This is a genomic window from Parapedobacter defluvii (assembly GCF_014642075.1).
Taxonomy (GTDB): domain Bacteria; phylum Bacteroidota; class Bacteroidia; order Sphingobacteriales; family Sphingobacteriaceae; genus Parapedobacter; species Parapedobacter defluvii.
Genome location: NZ_BMIK01000006.1, coordinates 40,522 through 63,831 on the forward strand (window position 1 = coordinate 40,522; position 23,310 = coordinate 63,831).

Consider the following 23,310-nt stretch of genomic DNA (forward strand, 5'->3'; position numbering starts at 1 on the left):
TTTTCCGTAATTTTCAAAAAGGAGGACAAAATTATGGCTGAAGAATTGAAAGATCGGAAAGTAGCCATTCTGACAGCAGATGGGTTTGAAGAAATCGAATTGACCAGCCCAAGGGATGCTATCCAGTTAGCAGGCGGTGTTACACATATTGTGTCGCCCAAGAGAGACATCGTACGGGCAAAAAAAGGAAACGAGTGGAGTCTGGATTTCGATGTAGATGTTCCGTTGGATCAAGCGAATCCAGCAGATTACGATGCATTGTTACTACCCGGAGGCGTTTTCAATCCGGACAAACTGCGCGTGAATGAGCAAGCCCTTGACTTTGTTAAAGCTTTCTTTGAGGCCGGGAAGCCGGTTGCCGCGATATGCCACGGTCCACAGGTACTGATCGATGCGGAAGTGGTGGAAGGGCGGAAGATGACCTCGGTAAAGAACATTCGCAAAGACCTGATCAATGCGGGTGCGTTGTGGGAAGACAGTGCGGTGGTGGTAGACCAGGGATTGGTAACAAGCCGGACGCCCGATGACCTTCCCGATTTCAACGAAAAGGTCATTGAGGAATTTGCCGAGGGAAAACACGCCGGACAGCATGCTTAAGGGGCTATTTTGTCCCTTTTGTGGCCATCTTTAACGTAAAGACTTTATCGCTTGCGGTAATAAATAGCAGGTCGCGGTCCGGCCCTCCAAAGCAGACATTGGCGGTCCAATTTGCCGGCACGTCGATATGCTCAATTTTCTCGCCAGCCGGACTGAATACATCTACGCCTTTACCCGTCAAGTAGATGTTGCCTCGTTCGTCGATGGTCATCCCATCGGAACCCTGTGAGGCAAAAAGTTGCTTGTCTGCAAGCGATCCGTCCGTTTGTATCGCATAGCGATAGATTTTGCCGGCACCGATGTCAGCGACATAGAGATATTTACCATCGGGTGTGCCGATGATACCATTGGGCTTTTCAAATTGGTCGTCTAAACGGGTGACGTGCCCATTATCGTAACGATACAACGCTTGTGCTTCCATTTCGGGTGAGGTCCGCGACCAATAATTGCGTTGGTAATAGGGATCGGTAAAATAGAGCGTTCCGGAAGGGGCTGCCCATACATCGTTCGGTCCGTTGAAGAGGGAATCCCGGTAATTTGCGGCCAGCTTTTCAACTTGTTTATCCATACCGATGCGCCACAGTTCGTACCGCTCGTCTGCACAAGCAATCAGGAAACCTTCCCGATCAAAATGTAACCCATTGGCACGGCCTGCGGGTTCCATAAAGACAGACAGATTCCCTTTGGTATCATATTTCCATATGCGATTGTTGGGCTGGTCGGTGAAGAAGACATTTCCATCCCGATCTGCCGCAGGTCCCTCAGTAAAACTGAACTGGTCGGATATAAGTTGCAACTCGGCACCCGGGGCCACGATCTGCGCGGTGCAAGCCAAGTTGATGGAGACAAATAGAAATACCGGTAGATAGACTTTGTAGTTCATACGTATACGTTTATCGGAGGTTCAAAGATATTCTTTTATGCTATTCGATAATCTTAAAATCTGTACGGCGATTAAGCTGCCGCCCCTCGTCTGTATCGTTGCTGGCGATGGGCTGGGACTGGCCATACCCTTTATACGTAAGGCGGGCTGTGGCGATGCCTGCATGAATCAGGTAATCACGTACCGCTTTGGCCCGGTTTTCTGAAAGGGTCTGGTTGTGTGTCTCGCTTCCTGTATTATCGGTATGCCCACCGATTTCGACCCGAACCGTCTTATTCAAATTCAGGAATTCTATGAGGTTGTCAAGGTCACTCTTGGATTTCGGAAGTAACTCATAGCGATTTACATCGAAGAAAATGTTGTTAAGGGTACCCGTGCTGCCCACCTTGATGCGTGATAGTGCGATGCGAATTTCGTACGCATCGTTAATCTTGGTGCTATCATCAAGCGGATAATTCTCGGAAAAAAACAGGTATCCGGGCTGTTTTATATGTAAAGCGTATGTTTTACCAAAGGGGAGTGGGGCCAGGAAGGTTCCATCTTCGTAATCAGCTTGTTCGTGGTATACAACTTGATTAGCCTGAATGTCAGTTACGGCGACATCCGCCTGGATGGGCGCCTCATTTTCCGCGTCTACAATGATACCTTTGAGATACGCTACGGGATGCGGCATAACCTCCTGGGGAAGGTCAAAGGAATAGATATCCAATCCGCCCAAGGCATCGGACCTGCGTGTTGAAAAAAAAGCCTGTCTACCATTCATGCTGACGGACAAGGCACTCTGCTCGTGGTGATCGTTGATCGGGTAGCCGAGATTGACAGGAGATTGCCAGTTGCCTGCACTGTCCATTTGACTTTTGAAAATATCCTTATTGCCGAATCCTGGCCAGCCATTTGATGCAAAGTAAAGTGTACGGTTATCGGCATGGATATAGGGAGAGCTTTCGTCGTAAGGCGTGTTAATGGCCGGGCCAAGATTTTGCGGTTGGCCCCATTGGCCATTGCTTTGCAGAACCGATTTCCAAATATCATAACCGCCCTGTCCGCCACGTCGATTGCTCACGAAATAGAGAGTACGCCCGTCTGCGGCCAATGCCGGTTGTGCTTCCCAGCCGCCGCTGTTGACAGGAGCCCCCAGGTTGTGGGGAGTACCCCAACGGTTATCTTCCCGCCGGGATACATAGATGTCGCAGCTTCCCAGTCCATCGGGCCGGTTACACCCTGTGAAAAACAGGTATTTTCCATCGGGAGAAATGCAATGGGCGCCCTCGTTGTACAGTTCGGAATTGATATCGCCCTGCAAAAGTGAGGCAGACCGCCAGGCTCCACTGCTGTCCCGTGTGCTTTCGTAGAAATTTTCACGGTTATGCTCCTTCCGGGTGAAAATAATGGTTTGGTAATCAGCCGTAAGCCGTGGGAAATATTCATCGTAAGGACTATTGAGAGAAGACCCTGGATTATATGGCTGGAAGGGTTGAGGGTGTTTCAGTGCAGTTAGGCTGAAGTGGCAATCTGCAATGTGTTTTTTGGTAAGCCGTTGGCCGGTTGAATCCAATCCCGGAGTAGCTGCATATTTTTCCAACGCATGCAAGGCTTCGGAATAACGACCGGTATTTAGGAGACTTTCACCCAAACCGAACCATGTGAGTGCTGTCAATGACGAGTCCAATTGAAGGACGCGGGAATAATGCGGTACAGCTTGCTCATACTGTTCTTGCCGGCGGTAAATGTCGCCAAGTTGCTGATGTGCTGCCGCAAACCCCGGATCCAGGGAAATAGCTGACTCCAAGGAAGCGATGGCTAGGTCATACTGGTTGTTTTTTAATTGGTTCCCTGCCTTTTCAAAGGCTTGTTGTGCCTTCCGGTTATTGGAATATATCTGACCCTGTCCCGATAGGTAAAACAACAATCCACAAAGTAACAGGATATATGAAGGCTTTTGCATGGGGATACGATCATTTCCTTTTAAATTCCGATAACAACTGTTTGGTTTCCGGATTGAGGGCCAACCGGCCGCTGATGGCAGCCTGTTCATAGAGTAGTTGAGCCCAATGTTCGGTTCCGCGCCACAGGGTTTGCTTGAGCGCAGCAAGCGCCTCCGGATTTTTAGGAAGCAGGGATTCGCAAAACTCACCGATCGCACTGTCCATTTCAGCTATCGACGTGTGTACCGAGTGAATCAGACCTCGTTGTAAGGCCCAATCTGCCTCAAAAAAACGGGTGGGGTTCAAGGAAAGCTGTGTGAATGCCGAGATGCCGATTTTACGTTCCAGGGCCGGAGCAATGACAAACGGACCGATGTTGATGCTGATTTCGCTGAGTTTGACGGCGGTTTGCGCTGTTGCAAAACAGTAATCGCAGGCCGCTATCAACCCCACACCGCCGCCCACAGCTTTTCCCTGTGCCCTGCCGATAATGAGTTTCGGTGAGGTACGTATCGCATTGATGACATCGGCCACGCCCGAAAAAAAAACAGTTCCCGCATCGATCTCCGTTATGGACAGCAATTCATCAAAACTTGCTCCGGCACAGAACGTCCGTTCGCCCGCGCTTTGAAGCAGGATAAGCCGGACGTCTGGATGACTGCCCGCGGTATGGATCTGCTTACTCAATTGATCGAGTAAACCCAAGGGCAACGAATTATGGGCAGGATGCCCGAAGGTTACCACTGCCAGGCCATCGCCATTAATTTCCGTTTTTACAAATCCCGAATCCATCGTTGTAAATTGAACGCGGATGACACAGATTTGGCAGATTCCCGCGGATGTTCATAGATTGGTGTCAATTCGTGGAATCCGTGGCAAAAATCTGTTCCATCATCAAATATACTTATTTCCAAACTTCTCCTTCACGTCGGCAACGACCTGTTTGACGCCCTGCTCCTGGTCTTTGGGGCAGATCATGAGCGTATCGTCAGACTGGACAACGATGAAGTTGTGGAGCCCTTTGATAATGACTAACTTTTCTTTAGGGGCATGGATCATGCAGTTGGAAGAATCGTATACGATGACATGTTCCGAAGAAGTAGACACATTACCCAGGTAATCTTTTTCAGCTAATTCGTAAACCGATGCCCATGTGCCAAGATCTGACCAGCTAAAATCGGCGGGCAGCACATAGACGTTGTCTGCCTTTTCCATAATGGCGAAGTCGATAGATATATTCACACAGCGTACAAACGCCCCGGAAATGAATTTGGCTTCGCGGTCTGAGTTGTAGAGTTCAGCTCCTTCTTTGAATACATCGTTCATCTCCGTCTGGTATTTATTGAACGCTTCAATAATTGATTTAGCCGACCAGATGAAGATGCCCGCATTCCAAAGAAAATCTCCGCTTTGAAGAAATGTTTTTGCGAGTTCGAGGTTGGGTTTTTCAGTAAATGTCTTTACTTTTTTCAATCCGGGTACCGGGGCACTTTTTCCGTATTGGATATACCCATAACCTGTATCCGGCCGAGAAGGTTTGATTCCGAGTGTAATCAACCAATCATTTTTTTCTGCACACTTGAGCCCTTTGATCACATCGTCCGCAAACACGTCGGTTTCAAGAATCAGGTGGTCTGCCGGCGCGATAACCATGGTTGCATCCGGATTCAGTTGTTGAATCTTATGGCTCGCATAGGCAATGCAAGGAGCGGTATTGCGCATAATAGGCTCCAGGATCAGCTGATGATCCAATAATTCGGGCAATTGCTCGCGCACCAATTCGGCGTAGGATTCATTCGTGGCCACGAAAATGTTCTCTTTAGGTACAATTTTCCGGAAACGATCGTACGTTGCCTGAATAAGTGTCTTACCCGTTCCCATCATGTCGATAAACTGTTTAGGCAGTCGTGTACGGCTCACAGGCCAAAATCGGCTTCCGATTCCGCCAGCCATAATTACGGCATAATAATTCTTCATGTATGTTTTTTTCCGTTTTGGGCTATCGGCTATCAGCTATCGGCTTTCAGCTTTCGGCCCTGCATATTTGGTTATCTGCTTTGGTTTTTAATCTTGTCCTTACGTTCTTGGGAGCAAACTTAGCCAAAATTGCTTTAATGTACTGCACATTGTGTCATCTGAGTTCCATTAAATAATCCCTTCTTTCAACAAATCATGTAAATGTATGATTCCGTCATAAGACGTATTATGTAACACCAAAAGTTGTGTGATGTTGTTTTTTCGCATGATGTCGAAGGCGTGAATGGCTAGCTCATTCTTATCAATTGTTTTGGGAGTGCGGCCCATGATATCTTTAGCAGTAAGCCCGTCAATCTGTGTATGGTTTTCCAGCATACGTCGGATATCGCCATCGGTAATAATGCCGACAAGTTGTAATCCATCCACTACCGCAACAGCCCCTAACCGGTGCTTGGTGATGGATACGATGACTTCCCGCACGGATGCATCCGGCCGAACGGCTGGTTTGCTGTTCTGCGCGGCTAGATCAGAAACTTTCAGATACAGGCGTTTACCCAGTGCACCACCGGGATGATAGCGGGCGAAATCACGGTCGCTGAATTGACGGCATTCCAGTAAACAGATCGCTAGGGCATCACCCATCGCCAATTGGGCGGTTGTGCTGGTGGTTGGGGCGAGGTTATGCGGGCAGGCTTCCTTTTCTACCGTTGTATCGAGGATATAGTCGGCATGGTCGGCCAGGTAAGATTGCGTGTTGCCAACCAAGGCTACCAGTCGGTTGGATGTTTGCCGGAGCAGTGGTACCAATACCTTAATTTCAGGCGTGTTACCACTTTTGGATACGGCAATTACCAGGTCGTCCTGCTGAATAATGCCCAAATCCCCGTGAATGGCGTCGGCGGCATGCATAAAAATTGCCGGTGTGCCCGTGGAATTCAAAGTTGATACAATTTTTTGGGCAATAATGGCACTTTTTCCAACTCCCGTCACCACAACCCGCCCTTGAAGCGTGATAATATCGCTTACTACGGCAATGAAATCACTATCAATCCGTTCGGTTAATTTGTTCAAAGCGTCCGCTTCTTGCTTCAATACATTTGTTGCGATATTTTTGATTTCGGAATTGCTTTTCACAAATATATTTTCTAATTTTAGATACTGATATGCGCAAAAATATGTTATTTTGGGCATTCTTAGGTACGAGTCTATCTAAATTTTTGCGAAAGGCGCAATGGAAATAGAGAAAAGATTATTTGATAATTTACAGGAATTTTTTGGGTTTGACACATTTAAAGGTGATCAGGAAGCCATCATCACCAATATTCTGCAAAAAAAGGACACATTCGTAATTATGCCCACGGGAGGCGGAAAGTCCATTTGCTATCAACTTCCCGCATTAATGAGTGAAGGTACGGCGATTGTCATTTCGCCGCTTATCGCATTGATGAAAAATCAGGTCGACCAACTCCGTTCATTTGGTGGCGATGACAGCATCGCCCATTTTTTAAACTCTTCGTTAAACAAAAGTGACATCACCCGTGTGAGGCAGGATGTAATGGCAGGCAAAACAAAATTGCTTTATGTTGCGCCTGAATCACTTGCTAAAGCGGAGAACGTAGAATTTTTAAAACTGATTACGGTATCTTTTGTCGCAGTCGATGAAGCCCATTGTATTTCTGAATGGGGGCATGATTTCCGCCCGGAATACCGTAAAATACGATCTGTTATCAACTCCATCGGCAGCAATATACCGGTGATAGCACTTACTGCAACTGCAACGCCCAAAGTGCAATCAGATATCCGTAAAAACCTGCAGATGAATGATGCGACGTTATTTAAGTCTTCATTCAACCGGCCTAATCTGTATTATGAGGTGCGGCCGAAACGGAATGTGGTGAAGGAGATTGTGCGGTTCATCAAGAATAACACAGGGAAATCGGGAATTATCTATTGCCTAAGCCGTAAGAAGGTAGAAGAAATTGCCGAGGTGCTCAATATCAACGGGATCCGGGCTTTGCCATACCATGCAGGGTTGGATGCCAAAACCCGTGCTGACACACAAGACAAATTCCTGATGGAAGATGTGGAGGTGATTGTGGCGACGATTGCCTTCGGTATGGGGATAGACAAACCCGATGTGCGTTACGTCATTCACCACGATATTCCCAAGAGTATGGAAGGTTACTACCAGGAAACCGGCCGTGCGGGTCGTGATGGCGGTGAAGGGTATTGCCTGGCATTCTATTCGGAAAAGGATATCGAGAAGCTGACCAAGTTCATGAAAGACAAACCGGTTTCGGAACGGGAGATCGGTACACAGATCCTGAAGGAAGTGATCGATTATTCGGAGTCTTCGGTATGCCGGCGTAAGCAGATCCTCCATTATTTCGGTGAGAACTTCGACGAGACGGGCTGTAATAGCATGTGCGACAACTGCAGTAGCCAGCAGACCCACTTTGATGCGGAAGATTCATTGCTGAATGTACTGAAATTTATTCAGGAACAGGGCGAGAAATTTGATGACCACCATATCATCAATGTATTCATGGGGCAAAACAACCAACCTGTATCATCGTATAAACACGATACCCATCCGTTATTCGGTAGCGGTAAAGAACACGGAGTGATCTATTGGAAGTCGTTGATCAGGCAGGCGGTGTTAAATAATTTCCTGGCAAAAGATATTGATCACTACGGATTGCTGATGCTTACCGAGTCCGGTAGGCGGTTCATCGAAAATCCGTATGGTATCCGTTTTATATTGAATAAGCCAATGGAGGCAGCTACTGAAGATGGCGGCGAGGAACCTGCACAGCAGGGCGGGGGCGCTGTGGATACGCAGCTGCTGAAAATGCTGAAAGAGCTACGGAAGAAAATTGCTAAGCAAAAAGGCTTGCCGCCTTTCGTTGTGTTTCAGGATCCTTCGTTGGACGAAATGTGTACCCACTATCCGATTACCATTGACGAGTTGAAGCAGATACACGGGGTGGGTGCAGGTAAAGCTCTGAAATTCGGTGCTCAGTTTGTTGAGCTTATTAAGCAATATGTGACTGAAAACGAGATCGACAGACCACAGGATCTGGTAATCAAAGGGACGGCCAATAAATCTGCGCTGAAAGTCTCCATCATTCAGAATATCGATCGGAAGATTGGCTTGGAAGACATTGCTCATTCAAAAGGTATTACGTATGAAGACCTGTTGAAGGAGGTGGAATCCATTGTCAATTCAGGAACCAAACTTAATTTGGGGTACTTTGTAGATGAAATCATTGACGAGGATCGTCAGGATGAAGTGTTTGATTATTTCCGCAGTGCCGAAATCGACTCGATAGACCAAGCGCTGCGCGACCTGGGACCGGAAGACTATACGTACGAAGAAATTCAACTGATGCGTATTAAATTTATGTCCGAGCTTGGAAATTAATTGAAATCACTACATCTGATAGTTCAAAGCCGAAAGCTGATAACTGCTATAAAATAATGCAACACACCGTACCCGGTATTAAGCATACTGCCTCTGGTAATTTTTTCCTGATGGCCGGTCCATGTGCGATTGAAGGCGAAGATATTGCAATGCGTATTGCCGAGCGTATTGTATCCATTACCGACCGACTGGAAATACCCTATATCTTCAAAGGATCCTATCGTAAAGCCAACCGTTCGCGGGCAGATTCTTTTACGGGTATCGGCGATGAAAAAGCGCTGAACATTCTGCAAAAGATAAACCGGACATTTGGGGTACCCACTGTCACGGATATACACGAAAGCCACGAGGCAGCTATGGCGGCAGCATATGTAGATGTTCTGCAGATACCTGCTTTCCTATGCCGGCAGACGGAATTGCTCGTAGCGGCGGCAAAGACGGGCAAAACGGTAAATATAAAAAAAGGTCAATTTTTATCGGCAGGTGCCATGCGATTTGCTGTTGACAAGGTAAAAGATGCAGGCAACCATCGTGTGTTGCTAACCGACCGGGGAAATACATTCGGTTACCAGGATCTCATTGTAGACTTCCGGGGAATCCCTGAAATGAAAACATTTGGGGTTCCGGTAACTATGGATTGCACCCATTCCCTGCAGCAACCCAATCAATCTTCGGGGGTTACCGGTGGAAAGCCAGAACTCATCGAAACCATCGCCAAGGCGGCCATTGCTGTCGGAGCAGATGGCCTGTTTATTGAAACGCATCCCGATCCGGCCAATGCCAAATCTGACGGAGCAAATATGCTGCATTTGGACCTGCTGGAAGACCTGTTGGTGAAGTTGATAAGGCTGCGCGCCGCGCTGTAATTATACAATTTGACAGTCCATCAACAATTTTTCCAGCGCAGCGATTGTTTTTTGCTGTGCAGCAATTACACGATTTAAGGAATCAATGGTACGCTCGTAGTGTTGTTGTGCAACTTTTTGTGTCTCTTCATGCTCGCCAATGAGCATATTTCCTTTACCGGTTATCACCCAATGTGCGTTCAGGTCCGGATATGTCATTAGTATATTTTCTAACTTATCGATGCCGATTGTGCGGTTCTTTTTTAGCTGACCACCGAAAGAACCGTTCGAAAGCCCTACAGACTTTTCAAAGGCGCTTATTTTGATGCCCTTGTGATCAAGATAAGTTTTAATACGCTTCAGCGGGCTTGACATAGCAAACTATGAAAAATTAAAAAAAATATTATATATAGAATATATTCTATATATTAGCCACGTTGGTTGCATCGACCTAACAAAATTTACTTATGACAAAACAAATGTAACTTTTAAAAAACTCAACCTTACTTACCATAAATAGTGCCAAAAAGCTGGTTGATTTGTCTTGAAAGTACATTGATCGGATCCGTTAAAATCCGATGTGAATAATTAATTATAAAAATGAAATTTTAGCATAGCATATTACATATTTCTACCTATTGCCTTTCAGCTTTAAACCAATGGTTTCCATTTTATTCATTCGCCAGGTAACACTGAAAGCAAGATAGAGTTAATGTCTTTTGCCGCCTATATTTTTTTTGTTCAGTTTATTCAATTTAATAAGTGTGTTTGTAGTTGGGGATAGAAAGGCACTGTTTGCCAAAAAATCATACAATCGATGGGGGCATATAATCCTGATATTAATATCGATATTTTTTGTTGGTAGCCTTCAAGCACAGGAAGTGTTTCACTACCGTTCGCCTGTGCTCCGGGAGTACCGTGGTGTAATGCCTTCCGCTACCTATATGCCGATTGGTCTCCCGGCTCAAATTGGTGGGAGCCGATGGGTAGACCCGATGCTGGTGGTCAAGACCAATGTAACCGAGCTAGCCACAACCACGTTGAATGCGGGCGTTGAAATTTTTTCGGAAGGGCGGTTCAGCGTTAGTCTTCCTGTCAGTTACAATCCATGGACATTTAACGATAATAAAAAAATTAAGCACCTGGCTTTTCAACCTGAATTCCGTATTTGGTTTGGAGAGACTTTTCGTGGTTCATTTATTAATGTGCAATCCTTTATTGGCTTGCAACTTCACTACCTGTATTACAATACGGGAGGTATAAACATCCCATTTGGCATGTTCCCCGACCCTAAAAATACCCGCTATCAGGGGCAGGGTACGGGGGGAGGGGTTACCTATGCCAATCAGTTTGGACTGGGGGAAAGATGGCGTGGAGAAATCGGTACCACGCTTGTTTTTTCGTACCTCTGGTATGACAGCTACGAATGTAAAACCTGCGGGGCCTTCAAAGGAGCTGGTACGAGGCGGTACCTCGGTCCGGGAAAATCATCGCTGTCAATTATCTATCTCTCGGTTAGTTATGCACTTTACTAATTAATTATATGGTTTACTAAATCAAACAATCAAATTTCAAAACAATTAAATTTTTACTTATGAAAATCAAACAATTACTAAGCCTGGCGCTGATTGGATTGGCGGTAGGGGCGTGTAAGAGACCGAACGGGGGGGAAGATCCGACAAATGTGGGGCCGGAAGGGAAGTTGGTGAAAGCGAAACTGGCCATTTCAATACCAAAGAGTATACGGACGTATGCACCTGGAGCTAGCGATCTGTATGCTGCCCCGGAAGAAATCTATGCGGATCACATCGACGTGTTTATCTATGAAAATGGGGGAAGCTATGCCGTCGATCATCATCATTTTATTCGTACGGCATCCCCTGACTTTACTTCAACAACCCCTCCCGATGAGGGTGAGTTTAAAAACCCAAGCGATGGCACCACCTTTGTAACAGCTGAATTTGATGTTAAGGAGGGCGACAAGCTGGTATATGTTGGTATAAACTTACCGGATTTGATTGTAGATAGGCTACGAACGGGATATTATGTCAATGAAATATTTGAAGATGATGACCTGCTTGCAGAATTACTATCCGGCTCTCCGGGTGCTGGAGGTGCGTCTAATTTAGCGTTTTTTTCTTCCACTAGGGGTACAAATGTAACGTTTGCGGAAGCAGATGTGGTGGACGACTATACTTTCAATGTATCAGTGAATAGATTGGTAGCTAAAGTAGTTGTAACAACAGCAGGAGGTGCCACTAGTACTGCGTTCAATGATGTAAGTGGCGGAACCATTACCAATTTTCAGTTTGCCGTTGGCCAACTGAATAATCAGATGTTCGTGTCACCTCTTCTTGGCACACCCGGTGAAGATCCAAATCATGCCGACAACACCATACCTTTTGTTGGAGCTCCTAGCAGCCCTCACAATAACCGTATTTTACAAGCAGTAAATACAGGTGATTATAAGGACATAAATGGTCCACTCGTTGCGGGAGATGGTGACTTTCAGAACCCGGCTACATACGTCCAGTATGCTACGGAAAACACATCGGCTTCACACCGGCATCAAGATGTCACCTATGTAAGTATTAAGGCAGAATTTATACCGCACCTGTTGGGTGCAGACCCTACCAGCGGTGACGCTTCAACCTATTATTCTGGTCCGACGCTTCCAGAATTATATGCGGTATTCACGGGAGATAATACAGATGGTGTGGATGCACTCGGGGCCCGTTACTTTGATGATCTAGCCGATGCACGAGCCTTTGTAACGGGTACGTGGTTTACTACTAATATTGCTGGGCACGCAATTGTTGCTAGTGCAACTCCTAATCATGACTCCGATGCAATACAAGGTGAATCCGACCATTATATCTTTTTTTATGATAACAGCGAATGTTATTACAGGATTTACCTAAACCCTACGGGAAATTCAGGGGCAACTCATCCATATGATGTTCTTCGTAATACCGTCTATGTAGCTAACATTACCGGGGTGAACTACATCGGTACAACAAAGCCAGATGCGATACCTGGCGGTTATGAAGATGGTAGTCTGAGCGAAGCAACGGTAATGGGAGCCGCGCCGGGTACATATAGAGGTACACCTATTTACCCCGGGGATTGGTTTCCCAAAACATTCACAGGAACACCAATATTTCCCGATGATGTGATTAGCATCACTCCAGTGGCAACCGGGCTTAATGTGGAAATTTCCATTGAACCTTGGGATGTTGACGATCCCAGTGAAGGGTATGAACTAAATTGATTCAACGTTTTCAAGTTGAAAGCTAAATTTATCGCGGAGGTCTTGTGGTGTCAAGACCTCTGCTAAATGAAATCAATAATACGCGATAGACGATTATTCATGAAGGCTACCCGGAATTCCAGGCTGTATAGCTGTATGCTGGTATTGATTTTAACAAGCTGTATCAAAGAAGATCTGGAAATCTGTCTGCCACAGCCTGTCGTTATCGCGTTTTCCTTTATTTCCTCCCAAAAGTGTGCTGAAGACCCCATAATTCCAACAGACCTAAACCGCTTAACGGTGTTTTTATTTGATCACAATGGTCGATTCATGCAACAAGTAGATACCATTCCAACCGGAAGCAGTTATCAGGTGGAGTTGTCCTTAGTGCCTGCCTACTACCAATTCGTAGCCGTTGCTGGATTCGACAATGATCAATTGCGTGGCGCACCATTTGTACCAGGGGTAACAAATATACGGGATGCAGCCGTATCGAGCTACCTTGAACAGCGGAACGGTTCGTTGCTATCGGCCGAACGGGTGCTTTATCTCGGAAACGATACGCTTACGGTGCAGCCCGAAACACAAGGTCAGGAGCTTTCGGTAACTTTGGTCCAACAAACAAAAACGCTGAATGTCACGGTAGATGGTATAGCCAACACTCACTATCAGGTTGCACTTGCGGGAAATGCCGCACAGTATACGTTTGAAATGGAGCAAATCTATCTTACCGGAAACCCATTGATTTACATCCCATTGCAGGAGCAAGATGGCCTTTTTGAGGGAAAGACGTTAATCAATTGGCCCTTAAAAGAAGAGGGTGACTATACGCGTCTACAAATCATCGATCCGACCACGGGTAGGCGGTTGGTTGACGAAATTTTCTTGGAGTTGCTGGAACGTGTGCCGGGAATCGACTTAGCATGTTCAACAGGTTTTGACATTGAGATCGTGTATCGAATCAATGTCGGCTTGACTATCTACATCGAGAATTGGAAAGTATATAGTGACGGGTATATATTGATTTGACTTCTCTATGCAATGTTATCATAGATACAGGAACATGAAACGGCTATTTGCAGGTATAATCTGCCTGCTATTGGGGCTGCTCAATGCTTGTAGCGGAGATGATGTGGAAATAGATCCTTCCATCGAACCTGAACCCGATCTACCAACCCGTACCATCCTATATTATTTAGGTGCCGATAATAGCTTGTATACAGAATCCAAAGATAAGATCGAAGCGCTGTGTCTCGGATTTCCGGGAGGTAAAGATCACCTGGTGATCTATAAAGACAGCCGTAATGAATCGCCGGAATTGCTGGAGGTCTATGCTGCTGAGAATGGTGAAAATCAAATCCGGGTTATCAAAACCTATCCCGAACAAAATAGTGCAACCGGTGAAACATTCCAAAGGGTATTGGTGGACGTGAAAACGTCCTTCCGGGCGGATTCTTATGGGCTGATCTTATTCTCTCATGCCTCGGGTTGGCTGCCGAAAGGCACCCTCACTCGTCCCGAATCTGCTATCTTACAAATGGGTACCACTCCCATACGTACGTATACCGTCGCCATGGACGGTTCAGACGAATTGGACTTAGTGGAATTCGCCGCTGCAATTCCCGATCACTTCTTCGATTTTATCGCCTTCGAAGCCTGCTTTATGGCAGGCATCGAGGTGCTCTACGAGCTCAAAGATAAGACCGACTATGTCATTTCATCCGCAGCCGAAATTGTGTCACCTGGTTTTCTGCCGATCTACCCGGAAGCACTACCGATGCTGTATCAGTCACAACCGGATCTTGCCGGATTCGCAAAGGCATATTTTGATTTTTGGAATGCTCAAACGGGTGACTACCGTTCCGCCACGATTACCGTAACCAGAACCGCGGGCCTCTCAATGCTGGCAAATTGGGTTAAGCTAAATACCGGTAACCAGGTGTCAGAAAAAGACCTATTCGATATCCAGCATTTCGATCGATACCGCAACCATCGTTTGTTTTTTGATTTTGCCGATTACCATGGCCGCAAAACCGACGACGTGGGTAGAAACCAGCTAGCCTCTTTGCTCAATACACTCGTGGTTTATAAAGCGGCAACACCTTCCTTCATTCCAGGTCAGCTGGGTTTTCAGATCAATTACCACAGCGGTATCACTACATACATCCCTCAGGAACGTTTTCCTTCCCTCAATGAGCGATATAAGGACCTCACTTGGTATAAATTGAATTGACACGTTACGCAGTGCATGGAGACGAACGCAGAATTGTCCTATCAAATAACAAATAGTATCGATCATGAATCCAGATACAATCAGTCGATATGTTGAGTCCATATCCCGAACAAAAAAAGGGTTGAAGGTGCTGATTGCTGACGACATTGTGGTCGAGCAACTTATGTTTCTTGAAATGGTAAAACACTACTTACCTGAATCAAATGCCAAAGCCGTTGGTCAATTTGGGTTGGAAAGCGAACTGAATGATTCCTCACACATTTACAACCTTGTCGTATTAGAAGAACGGTTAATGATAGAGATGCGTGACCAACGGTATGTTCAACGCATCCGCACGAAATATCCAAAAGCAAAAATTGCTTTGTTTATCGATCGGAAAAATCTGTATCAACTGCAAACGGTTTCCCGGTCTGCTGCTATTGACCTGATGCTGACAAAATGTTTAACTGTCGAAGCCATTGCAGAAAAATTATGTCTGTCATTCCCCGAATCTGAATAGCAACTAATTAATGCGGGTATAAAGTCAATCCGACTGAATATTCGATCAATTGAAATGAATCGGATTTACAGGAGAAAATGCATTTTTGTATCATAAACTTAAGATAGGCTCAGATTATGAAGAAAATGATCTCAACCGCTGTTACTGCATTGACTATCGTGACGGGGCTTTTCGCTCAGGAAGTACAGACGCCGAAATGGGCAGCAGAAACCCCGGAACAAAAGAAAGAGCGGATGGCATGGTGGCAGGAAGATCGTTTCGGTATGTTTATCCATTGGGGATTATACGCGGTGCCGGCCCGTCATGAGTGGGTACAAAACTATGAGCAGATCGCGCCTGATGTGTACCGCGAAAAATATTTTAATGTATTCAATCCCGACCTGTATGACCCCAAAGCGTGGGCCGCCCAGGCAAAAGCTGCAGGCATGAAATATGTAGTGCTGACGGCCCGCCACCATGAGGGTTTCAGCTTATGGGATACTCAATACAGCGATTTTAAAGCGCCCAATACACCTGCGAAAAGAGATCTTATTAAACCGTTCGTGGAGGCTGTCCGCGCCGAAGGATTGAAAGTGGGGTTTTACTTTTCACTGATTGATTGGCATCATCCGGATTTTACGATCGATCGGGTGCACCCGCTACGCAATGACCAAGCTGCCATCGCCCAAAACAGCCAAAAAGATATGGGGCGCTTCAGGCAGTTTCTCAAAAATCAGTTAACGGAATTACTTACCAATTATGGTAAAATAGACCTATTGTTTTTCGATTTTTCATACCCCGGAGAGAACGGGAAGGGCCATGAAGATTGGGATAGTGAAGGCCTGCTTGAATTGGTCCGGAAGTTGCAACCCGGAATTTTGGTCAACGATCGGCTCGACTTACCTGATAAGCCGTGGGGATGGGATTATGTCACGCCTGAACAGTTTATGCCAAAGGCTTGGCCTGAGCGCAATGGTGTGCGTGTACCGTGGGAAACCTGTCAGACCTTTTCGGGTTCATGGGGTTATCACCGCGATGAAAACACCTGGAAAAGTCCCAACCAGTTGATCGCCATGTTGATTGAAGTGGTTAGCAAGGGGGGTAATTTACTGCTAAATGTTGGGCCGACCGCCCGCGGTAATTTTGACGACCGCGCTACCGAACGGTTGGATGCCATCGGTCAATGGATGAAATATAACAGTAGGGCTATCTATGGCTGCACCGCCGCGCCCGAAAAATTCGAAAAACCGGATAACTGCCTGCTTACCTACAACCCAACCACCAACCGGCTATACGTTCACCTGCTGCAGTGGCCTTTCAAAACGCTGTATTTGCCGAATTATCGAGGAAAAGTGAAATATGCCCAGTTTTTGCATGACGGATCAGAGATACGATATACCTCGCGTTCGTCTGCCGAAGCAGGTGGGCATACCACCGTTACCGCTGGTGAAAACGACCTGATCGTGGACCTTCCGGTGGTAAAACCCCAGATTGAAATCCCGGTGATTGAGTTGTTTTTGGAATGAGGTCTGCCAATAGCGGATAGCCACCCACTAGCTAATAAATCCCTTTACATACTGACGGGTAAGTTCTTCCTTTGGATGGAGCAGCACTTCTTCCGTGGGACCAAATTCTACGATTTCACCCATGTATACAAAGATGATGTAATCCGAAATGCGGCGCGCCTGCCGGAGAATGTGTGTGACCAATACGATGGTATATTGTTCCTTTAACCGGACAAAGAGATCTTCAATGGTGTGCGTCGATACTGGGTCAAGTGCAGATGTAGACTCATCACCGAGGATGATTTCAGGTTGTACGGCCAATCCACGGGCCAGACAGAGCCGTTGCTGTTGGCCGATGGAGAGCTTATTGGCTGGGCCATGCAGCCGTTCTTTTACTTCGTCCCATAGCCCGGTATCTTTCAACTGTTTTTCAACAATCGAATCTAAGGTGCTTTTGTCGCGGATACCGTGTATTCTGGGGCCATAGGCTACGTTGTCATAAATCGACATGGGCAAGGGGTAGGGCCGTTGGGATAGCAGTCCCATCTTTTTGCGGATGTGGGTCACTTCGGCATGGGGTGCATAAATGTCTTCGTCATCCACCAATACGCTGCCTGACACCGTTACATTTGCGGTGTCGTCCAGCAGTCGGTTGAAGGTTTTTAATAAGGTGGTTTTTCCGCATCCCGACGGGCCGATGATGGAGGTTACGCTTTTATCCGGAATGCTGATATTGATGTTCTTTAAAATATGCTGTCCATCAATATGCACATTCAGGTCCCTGACACGGATAAGTGGATGCTGCGTCATCTTATAGTTTGTGTTTATGTTTAGTTGCCAGAAAATGAGAAACGATAACAATTACCAAGATAATCAAGGTAAGAATGAGTGCCGAAGCATAGGCCCGTCCCTGTACTTCAGGTATGGGGCTGCTCAGTTGAAAAAAGATGGCTAACGGCAGCGTAGCTGCCGGTTCATCGATGTATATCGGTATATTGTCACTGAAACCAGCGGTAAATAGTACGGATGCGACATCGCCTACTCCTCTGCCGAAAGACAATAAAACGGCGGTATAAATGCCCGGTTTGATTTGCCGTAAAATCACCTTAGCTGTTTCCCACCGCGTGGCTCCCAAAGATAAAGCGGCATGTTTTAGCTCCCGGGGTACCGTGGCAATAACCTCATCCAGTGTACGTACCAATATCGGAATAATAAGCAACGTGACGGCAATTACACCGCCCAACAGCGAGGCACGTACACCTAGCCAAATCATGATGCTGAACGCAAATGCACCGTATACGATGGAAGGGATGCCGAATAGCACATCATAAGCCAGTTTGGCCGACTTACTCAGCAAGCTGCCGCTTTTCAGGTAAATATTCAGGTAAACCGAAATAGGAATACTAATGATCAGCCCCAATACCGTAGCACCGCCGGCCACATACAGGGAACCAATGATGGCATTGAGTACTCCGCCTTCTTTACCGATATAAAAGCCTCCTTGTGGGGCTTTGGATACCATGTCCCAGGTTAGATAGGGGATACCCTTCACGACGATGGTGCCCACAATCAGAAATAGACTGGAGCCCACAATTACGCATGCGGATATCATTAATATCTTGACAATTGTTTCTTCGGTTTTTCTCTTTTTGATACCCATCAGGCGCTGTATTTGTGTTCAATGCGATTGAGAATGATACGCGAAATCAGATTAAAAAGGAAAATGATGACGAATAGCAATAAAGCGGCAAACATTAACGCTGAATCATAAAGGGGGATCGACATCATTTCTCCGAAATTGTTGGCGATCAGCGCCGGCAGCGGGTATCCGCCATCAAATACCGACGAGGGTGCAACCGGTACATTTCCGCATACCATCAGCACTGCAATGGTTTCTCCGAAAGCTCGGGAAACTGCCAATACGGTTGCAGCGACGATACCCGGAAGCGCACGTTTCAGGACTACTTTTTTTATGGTCTCCCATTTGGTGGCTCCCAAAGATAGCGACGCATCTTTCAATTCTTTCGGGATCGTGCTCAATACCTCAGAAACAATGCTCACCAGGATTGGGAAGATCATGACTGCTAGAACCACACCCCCCGTAAATACCGTATAACCACTGGAATACTCCGTAAACTGTGGGGCGACGTATTCACGGACGATTGGTACCACAAAGAAGATACCCCACACGCCATAAATTACCGGAGGGATACCGGCAAGGATGTTCATCAATGGCAACATAACTTTCCGGACACCTGATTTGGCATATTCTGCCAGGTAAATGGCCGTAAGGAGGCAAAGGGGGAGTGCAACCACAATCGCGATCAGCGTGACCGACAGCGTACCCATGATAAACGGATAGAACCCAAACTGGTTCTTGGATGGCGCCCAATTGCTCCCGCTGAAAAGAGAAAACAGCGTATGTTCCTCAAACAACGGCGCAGCGCGCAGGTATAGGCCTATGCCAATCAGAAAAACAAAGGAAACCGATGAGATCGAGAGGATCAGCATCGCATTCGCAATCAGCTTGTCTTTAAATATCCGAAAATTCAAATTAATTCAGTTTTGCAAGTTCTTCCAATAGTTGTTTTTCGTTTAGCGGGATATACCCGTTTTCCAGCAGCAGGGATTGTGCCTCATCGGTGAGTACGAATTTGATGAACTCAATAACGACCGCATCCTTTGGCTTGCCCTTTACCAGAAAGGATAAGTTACGTGATGGAGGCGAAGGATAAGCTCCTGTTGCAACGGCGTTTGTCAGACTATCAAGATCGCCGTAGAAATCCTCCCCAGGGCCAAGCGTACCATCGCCGTTCAGGTCAATCGGCACCACGCGGATACCTGGCGTCTGTTTGCCGGTTTTGATGTCGTATACGTAATTGATGTTGTTGAAGCCGATAGCCAGTGGGTTCTTCTGGATGGCTTGGGCAATACCGGGATCGCCGAAAATTCCGATGCCTTTAAGATCTTCCTGTGATTTTCCCAGGTAAGCGGCCCACGTTTCGGCAGCACCCGCAGCATCCGAACGGACATATACATGTAGATCATCATCAGAGAACGAGGGATTGATCTGTTTCCATTTGGAAGCTGTTCCATCTATAAAAAGCCGTCTGAACTCGTCTTGTTTAATTCCCTGGCGAAGGATAGAGGCTAAGTTGGGGTTCTGATCACTGGTGGTCGGCACAACTGCATCCCGCGCTACGTTAATGACATATCCGCCCCGGTCAATCTCCTGCTGGTGTATATCTCGCGATACCAATCCAATATCTACCATGCCCGTCAATGCATCGGCAATGCCCTTACCGGCGCCTCCGGCAGAAATATTGAAACGGACATGTGGGTGGACTTCTTTGAATTGCTCACTCCACAATACGACAAGCGGATAAAGCGCAAAAGCACCCGATATGCTGACGGTACCCTGTAATCCCTTTTCCGGATCCCAACCGGATGAGTTTTTCGGTGCACATCCGCCCAGCATAATCGCTGCCAGTACAAATACAGTAACCGATTTTGTCGTCAAACGTTTCACGAACGTAATCCCCATATCCTATCCTTAGTCTACATTTGAGGCCGCAAATATATACAAAATTGGTAGACTTTATATGCTATGATTGCTTTGAGGTTTAAAAAAATGTGACCTTTTATCAAACAATTGTATTCGGATTTGGTGATGTCGCTTGGTTTCTGTATGTTTGAATAAACAAAACCTATTAGTAAAAACGAAGCCTAAATACAGATGAGACTGATTAAACATCTTTGGCCGCTTTTTTTTGCCCTACTGCTTATTTATACATTCAATCGTTCCTGGGGAGTGATTCCTCCTTTGGGTAAACTATTTAATCCATTTGTTGGATTTCTCCAAAATGCGGAACGGAATCCGGATACGGGAAATGGGGAGGTCGCATTGGAAGGCTTGCATGGTAAAGTCACCGTATGGTACGACGATAACGCAGTGCCGCACATTTTTGCACAGAACGATGACGATCTCTACTTTGCACAGGGATACGTTATTGCAAAAGACCGCCTTTGGCAAATGGAATTTTATACACGGGTGGCTGCAGGAAGGCTTACAGAAGTGGTAGGCCCGGGGGCATTGGAATACGATCGCTATAACCGGCGCATCGGGATGGCGAGAACGGCTGCGGCGATCGCTGATAGGTTAAAGAACGATACCGTTGCCAATCGGATATTGGAGGCCTACGCCGCCGGTGTAAATGCATACATCCGTCAATTGTCGGATAAAGACCTGCCGGTGGAATACAAACTCTTGAATTATAAGCCGGAACCTTGGTCGTCCTATAAATCCATTCTGATGTTAATGAACATGCGGCATACGTTGAACGGTGGAAGTAACGACTCCCGCATCACCAATGTACTGGCTAAGTATGGCCCAGATGTGGTGGCAGGGCTCTTTCCGGACTATCCGGCTATTGAATCGCCCATTGTGCCCCAGGGAACTCCGTGGGCCTTTTCTCCCGTAGCGATACCCGCCGTGCCCGACACGGTTACCGCCCCACCGGATACCGGCCTGTTTGCCTTCGCTGTACCTGAACCGCATCCGGAGGTTGGAAGTAACAATTGGGCGGTAAGCGGAAGCAAGTCGGCCACGGGCCTACCCATCCTGGCAAATGACCCGCACCTGCAATTGACACTACCCTCTATTTGGTACCAGATGCAACTGTCATCTCCCAATGTCAACGTGTACGGTGTTGCCCTGCCCGGTACACCTGCCATCATTATCGGATTCAACAAAGATATTGCCTGGGGTGTCACCAACACCGGATCCGATGTGATGGACTTCTACAGGGTACGCTTCCGGGACTCCACGCTAAACGCCTACTGGCACGATGGAGCGTGGAAACCAACCATCCGGTATACCGAATCTTATCGCATGAAAGATGGTTCTCAGGTGTTGGATACTTTGTTTTACACGCATCAAGGTCCAATTGTCTATCATAAGAAGCAGTCGACGAATTATGCCCCCAATATTCCGGTCGGCTATGCCATGCGGTGGGTAGCCAATGAGACCGACGGGGCGGATGTATTGACATTCTATTACTTGAACCGTGCGACCAACTACGAAGATTACCGCAAAGCACTGACTTATTTTACCGCACCGGCGCAGAATTTCGTGTTTTCCAGCAACGGAGGTGATATTGCCATTGTATCGAATGGGAAACTTCCGTTGAAGTGGAGGGAACAGGGGAAGTTCCTGCTGGACGGTACCCTGGCTGCACACGATTGGCAGGGATGGATTCCCCGTGAGCAAAATCCAGGTGTGAAAAATCCGCCACGGGGATTTGTCAGCTCCGCTAACCAGTTTCCGGCAGACACCACGTATCCCTATTACCTGGATTGGCGGTTTGCCCACTCCAGCCGTGCAATACGTATTAACGAGCGGTTGGATGCCATGGTACGTGCTACGGCGGATAGTTTGCGGATGTTGCAAAACGACAATTTCAATGTGGATGCAAGACGTATATTGCCCCGTTTGCTGGTGTCATTGGCCTTGGACGACTCCATCCGGCACTCGGCTGAATACGATGCGCTGGAGCGATGGAATTACCGGAACGATGCAGATGCCGTGGGAGCTACTATTTTTGAAAGCTGGCTGGGTGATTTGCTGAGGGGGGTATGGGGCGATGAGTTTCCGGCAAGTGAACGCTTGCTATATCCAAGTCTGGATCGCACGTTTGAGCTCATTAATCACGAACCGGGGGCTAAGTGGTTTGACCGCGTAGATACGCCGGATACCGTCGAGAACATAGACGATATTATCTGCAGTAGTTTTAAGACCGCGATGGCCGAATTGCGCGAACGTTTCGGGGAAATATCAGCGCGCAACTGGGCATGGTCTAACGTGAAGCAAACCCGGATCATGCACCTCGTGCCCAATTTTACTTCTTTCGGCCGGACAAATGTGATGAACGGTGGTGGAAGCGGGGTTGTCAACGCCACTTCAGGTAAGCATGGACCTTCCTGGCGCATGGTGGTACAGCTGGATACCGATTGGCCGGTAGCCTATGGTTTGTATCCGGGCGGACAATCCGGTAATCCGGGGAGTAAATATTATGACAATATGATAGACCGCTGGGCAGCGGGTCAGTTGGATACGTTATTGTTTATGAAACATGCGGACGAACAATCGGGGAGACTGTTGCGCCGTATTTTATTGACTCCCAAAGATAGATAA

At 46.9% G+C, this 23,310-nt stretch carries 20 protein-coding genes; 10 read left to right on the forward strand and 10 right to left on the reverse strand.

The window, feature by feature from the left end; all coding sequences use genetic code 11:
* Positions 1-33: 33 nt before the first annotated feature.
* On the forward strand, positions 34-597 hold the full coding sequence (locus tag IEX60_RS10695; RefSeq protein WP_188750394.1) for a type 1 glutamine amidotransferase domain-containing protein: 564 nt from the start codon (positions 34-36) through the stop codon (positions 595-597).
* Between the two features lie 4 nt (positions 598-601).
* Here IEX60_RS10695 and IEX60_RS10700 read toward each other — a convergent pair whose 3' ends face one another.
* From IEX60_RS10700 to IEX60_RS10720, 5 genes are all read right to left on the reverse strand, one after another.
* Positions 602-1,480, reverse strand: a complete 879-nt coding sequence (locus tag IEX60_RS10700; RefSeq protein ID WP_188750396.1) for an SMP-30/gluconolactonase/LRE family protein — start codon at positions 1,478-1,480, stop codon at positions 602-604.
* A 40-nt stretch (positions 1,481-1,520) separates the two neighbouring features.
* A complete protein-coding gene (locus IEX60_RS10705) occupies positions 1,521-3,425 on the reverse strand; it encodes an OmpA family protein (RefSeq protein WP_188750398.1) in 1,905 nt (634 codons plus the stop codon).
* Positions 3,426-3,435: 10 nt separating this feature from the next.
* Positions 3,436-4,197, reverse strand: coding sequence for an enoyl-CoA hydratase/isomerase family protein (locus IEX60_RS10710; RefSeq protein WP_188750400.1), 762 nt, complete (start codon positions 4,195-4,197; stop codon positions 3,436-3,438).
* 102 nt (positions 4,198-4,299) lie between these two features.
* On the reverse strand, positions 4,300-5,382 hold the full coding sequence (locus IEX60_RS10715) for a mannose-1-phosphate guanylyltransferase (protein WP_188750402.1): 1,083 nt from the start codon (positions 5,380-5,382) through the stop codon (positions 4,300-4,302).
* A gap of 168 nt (positions 5,383-5,550) precedes the next feature.
* Positions 5,551-6,516, reverse strand: a complete 966-nt coding sequence (locus IEX60_RS10720; RefSeq protein WP_229717522.1) for a KpsF/GutQ family sugar-phosphate isomerase — start codon at positions 6,514-6,516, stop codon at positions 5,551-5,553.
* A gap of 97 nt (positions 6,517-6,613) precedes the next feature.
* Here IEX60_RS10720 and recQ point away from each other — a divergent pair, with 97 nt between their 5' ends.
* Positions 6,614-8,806: a DNA helicase RecQ gene (recQ, locus tag IEX60_RS10725; protein ID WP_188750406.1), complete on the forward strand. Its 2,193-nt coding sequence runs from the start codon at positions 6,614-6,616 to the stop codon at positions 8,804-8,806.
* A 56-nt stretch (positions 8,807-8,862) separates the two neighbouring features.
* Entirely contained in the window at positions 8,863-9,672 is an 810-nt protein-coding gene (kdsA, locus tag IEX60_RS10730) for a 3-deoxy-8-phosphooctulonate synthase (protein ID WP_188750408.1), read from the forward strand.
* On the opposite strand, the gene IEX60_RS10735 is transcribed toward kdsA, so the two are convergent.
* Complete coding sequence (locus IEX60_RS10735) at positions 9,673-10,026, reverse strand: hypothetical protein (RefSeq protein WP_188750410.1); 354 nt, start codon at positions 10,024-10,026, stop codon at positions 9,673-9,675.
* Positions 10,027-10,532: 506 nt separating this feature from the next.
* Between IEX60_RS10735 and IEX60_RS10740 the strand changes: the two genes are divergently transcribed.
* The 6 genes from IEX60_RS10740 (at position 10,533) to IEX60_RS10765 (ending at position 17,138) form a co-directional block, all read left to right on the forward strand.
* Complete coding sequence (locus tag IEX60_RS10740) at positions 10,533-11,186, forward strand: DUF3575 domain-containing protein (RefSeq protein WP_188750412.1); 654 nt, start codon at positions 10,533-10,535, stop codon at positions 11,184-11,186.
* Between the two features lie 59 nt (positions 11,187-11,245).
* Positions 11,246-12,922, forward strand: a complete 1,677-nt coding sequence (locus IEX60_RS10745; RefSeq protein WP_188750414.1) for an Mfa1 family fimbria major subunit — start codon at positions 11,246-11,248, stop codon at positions 12,920-12,922.
* A gap of 66 nt (positions 12,923-12,988) precedes the next feature.
* On the forward strand, positions 12,989-13,930 hold the full coding sequence (locus tag IEX60_RS10750) for a FimB/Mfa2 family fimbrial subunit (RefSeq protein ID WP_188750416.1): 942 nt from the start codon (positions 12,989-12,991) through the stop codon (positions 13,928-13,930).
* A 34-nt stretch (positions 13,931-13,964) separates the two neighbouring features.
* Positions 13,965-15,134 (forward strand): clostripain-related cysteine peptidase, encoded by a 1,170-nt coding sequence (locus tag IEX60_RS10755; protein WP_188750418.1) that lies wholly within the window; start codon positions 13,965-13,967, stop codon positions 15,132-15,134.
* Between the two features lie 64 nt (positions 15,135-15,198).
* On the forward strand, positions 15,199-15,633 hold the full coding sequence (locus IEX60_RS10760) for a hypothetical protein (protein WP_188750420.1): 435 nt from the start codon (positions 15,199-15,201) through the stop codon (positions 15,631-15,633).
* A gap of 116 nt (positions 15,634-15,749) precedes the next feature.
* Positions 15,750-17,138: an alpha-L-fucosidase gene (locus IEX60_RS10765; protein WP_229717523.1), complete on the forward strand. Its 1,389-nt coding sequence runs from the start codon at positions 15,750-15,752 to the stop codon at positions 17,136-17,138.
* Positions 17,139-17,165: 27 nt separating this feature from the next.
* Here IEX60_RS10765 and IEX60_RS10770 read toward each other — a convergent pair whose 3' ends face one another.
* Genes IEX60_RS10770 through IEX60_RS10785 form a run of 4 tightly spaced genes read right to left on the reverse strand, consistent with a single transcriptional unit; the run spans position 17,166 to position 20,661 of the window.
* Positions 17,166-17,927, reverse strand: a complete 762-nt coding sequence (locus IEX60_RS10770; RefSeq protein ID WP_188750422.1) for a phosphate ABC transporter ATP-binding protein — start codon at positions 17,925-17,927, stop codon at positions 17,166-17,168.
* Between the two features lies 1 nt (position 17,928).
* The gene (locus tag IEX60_RS10775; protein ID WP_229717524.1) at positions 17,929-18,777 is read right to left on the reverse strand and encodes a PstA family ABC transporter permease; all 849 of its coding nucleotides are present in this window, start codon (positions 18,775-18,777) and stop codon (positions 17,929-17,931) included.
* Positions 18,777-19,670: a phosphate ABC transporter permease subunit PstC gene (gene pstC, locus IEX60_RS10780; RefSeq protein WP_188750423.1), complete on the reverse strand. Its 894-nt coding sequence runs from the start codon at positions 19,668-19,670 to the stop codon at positions 18,777-18,779. Before pstC ends, IEX60_RS10775 begins: the two co-directional genes overlap by 1 nt.
* Position 19,671: 1 nt before the next feature.
* Complete coding sequence (locus tag IEX60_RS10785) at positions 19,672-20,661, reverse strand: PstS family phosphate ABC transporter substrate-binding protein (protein WP_188750426.1); 990 nt, start codon at positions 20,659-20,661, stop codon at positions 19,672-19,674.
* A 192-nt stretch (positions 20,662-20,853) separates the two neighbouring features.
* Here IEX60_RS10785 and IEX60_RS10790 point away from each other — a divergent pair, with 192 nt between their 5' ends.
* Entirely contained in the window at positions 20,854-23,310 is a 2,457-nt protein-coding gene (locus tag IEX60_RS10790) for a penicillin acylase family protein (protein ID WP_188750428.1), read from the forward strand.